The organism is Protofrankia sp. CiP1_Cm_nod1, from assembly GCF_920888515.1.
Taxonomy (GTDB): domain Bacteria; phylum Actinomycetota; class Actinomycetes; order Frankiales; family Frankiaceae; genus Protofrankia.
Window position 1 is genome coordinate 1 of record NZ_CAKKTM010000135.1, and the last position, 2243, is coordinate 2243.

Below are 2243 nucleotides of genomic sequence, written 5' to 3' on the forward strand. Positions count from 1 at the left end.
ACCGCCGAGGTCGCCGCCGCGCTCGCCGCGGCCGGCGCGCCCCCGGCGGACCAGCGCGTCGGCGAGGACGGCGGTGAGCTGTCCGCGGGTGAGCTGCGCCGGGTCGGGCTCGCCCGGGTGCTCCTGCGGGACGCACCGCTGGTGCTGCTCGACGAGCCCGGGGAGAGCCTGGACGCCGCCGCCGAGGAGCGGGTCGCCGCGGCCGTCGCGGCGCTGCGGGGCCGTGCGACGGTGGTGCTCGTCGCGCATTCGGCCGCGCTCGCCGACGTCGCCGACCGGGTCGTCACGATCGCGGCGGGCCGGGTGGCCGCCGACGCCCCGCCCGCCCGGGCCTTCCCACCCGCTCTCCGTCCGGCGCTGTCCGTCCCATCGCCAGCGCTGCCTCTCCGGCCGGCCGTCGCATCCGTCCCGCCGGTGAGCGCATCCGTCCGGCTGGGAGACGCAGACGCGGAAGACACAAACCCGAAGGACGCGGACATACCGGAAGGCGGCTGCGTCGCGTCCGTCCCGCTGGCGGACACGCGCGCCCGGCCCCGGCCGGCCAGCGCCCACCGGCGGGCACTGGAGCTGTTCGTCTCGGCCCGGCGACGGTTCGCCCTCGGCATCCTCGCCGGGGCCGTCTCGCTGGGGTGCGGTGTCGGGCTGACCGCCGCGTCGGCGTGGCTGATCGTCCGGGCGTCGCAGCGGCCGCCGGTGCTGACCCTGATGGTCGCGATCGTCGCGGTCCGGGCGTTCGGGCTCGGCCGGCCGGTCTTCCGGTACGTCGAGCGCCTGGTCACCCATGACGCGGCCCTGCGCGGCCTGGCCAGGCTGCGCGCGGAGGTGTTCGCCCGGCTCGTGCCGCTGGCCCCCGCCGCCCTTGGCACCCACCGCCGTGGGGACCTGCTGCGCAGGTTCACCGCGGACGTGGACGGGGTCGGCGAGTCGCTGCTGCGCGGGGTGGCCCCCACCGCGTCCGCGGCGCTCGCCTGTGCCGGCGCTGTGATCATGACTGTCGTTGTGTCGCCGCCCGCGGGGGGCGTCCTGGCGCTCGGGCTCGCGGTGGCCGCGGTGCTGGCCGGGCCGGTGACCGGCCGCCGTACCCAGGAGATGGTCACGGCCACCGCGGCGGCGCGGGCCCGCCGGGACATCGAGATCGTCGCCATGCTGGACGGGCTGGACGAGATCGTGGCGTTCGGCGCGGCGCCCGCCCGGCTCGCCCGGGTGCGCCGCCGAGATGGCGAGATAACCCGGCTGGCGGCGTCCTGGCGCGGGTCACCGGCGTGGGGGAGCGCGGCGGCGACGTTCGCCGCGGGCCTGACTCTCGCGGCGGTCAGCGCCGTCGGGGTGGCGGCGGTGGGGCAGCGGGCGCTGTCCGGAGTGATGCTCGGGGTGGCCGTGCTCACCACGGTCGCCGCCTTCGAGCCGTTGGCGGGGCTCACCACCGCGTTCGCCGCCCTCGCCGAGGCCCGGGCGTCGGCGGCCCGGGTGTTCGCCGTCCTCGACCGAGAGCCGCTGGTGGGCGAGCCGGCCCACCCGCGGCGGCTGCCCGACGGGCCGCTTGAGGTCCGGATGCGCGATGTCGTGCTGCGGTACGCCCCGGACGGTCCGCCGGTGCTCGACGGCTTCGGCCTCCACCTGCCCGCCGGTACCCGGGCCGCGCTCGTCGGCGCCAGCGGCGCGGGCAAGAGCACCGTCGCCGACCTGCTGCTGCGCCTGCGTGACCCGCAGGCGGGCGAAGTCCTCGTCGGCGGTGTCGACCTGCGCGACGTCGCCACCGACGAGCTCTACCGGCGCGTCACCGGCATGACCCAGGACGCGCACGTGTTCGACGCGACGCTGCGGGAGAACCTGCTGATCGCCCGTACCGACGCGGCCGAGGCCGAGCTCACCGGCGTCCTCGGACGGGTCGGGCTCGGCGACTGGGCCGCCGGCCTGCCGGACGGCCTGGCCACCCGGGTCGGCGCGGACGGGCAGCGGATGTCCGGCGGGCAGCGCCAGCGGCTGCTGCTCGCCCGCGCACTGCTGGCCGACCCCGCGGTGCTCGTCCTGGACGAGCCCACCGCTCATCTCGACCCGGTGACCGAGGCCGCGGTGATGCGCACGATCCTGGACGTCACCCGCGGCCGGACGGTGCTGCTGATCAGCCATCGCACGTCCGGTTTCGAGGAGCTGGACGCGGTGGTGGAGCTGGCGGGCGGCACGCGGACGCCCGCGCTGCGCCCAGCCGCCTGACGGGCGCGGACGCCCGCCCTGCGCCCGGC

Annotated in this window: 1 protein-coding gene; it reads left to right on the forward strand. The window is 78.0% G+C overall.

The window, feature by feature from the left end; translation table 11 throughout:
• A partial coding sequence (gene cydC, locus NBX02_RS06430; protein ID WP_250290436.1) for a thiol reductant ABC exporter subunit CydC occupies window positions 1-2214 on the forward strand: 2214 nt, incomplete at its 5' end.
• Window positions 2215-2243 lie beyond the last annotated feature (29 nt).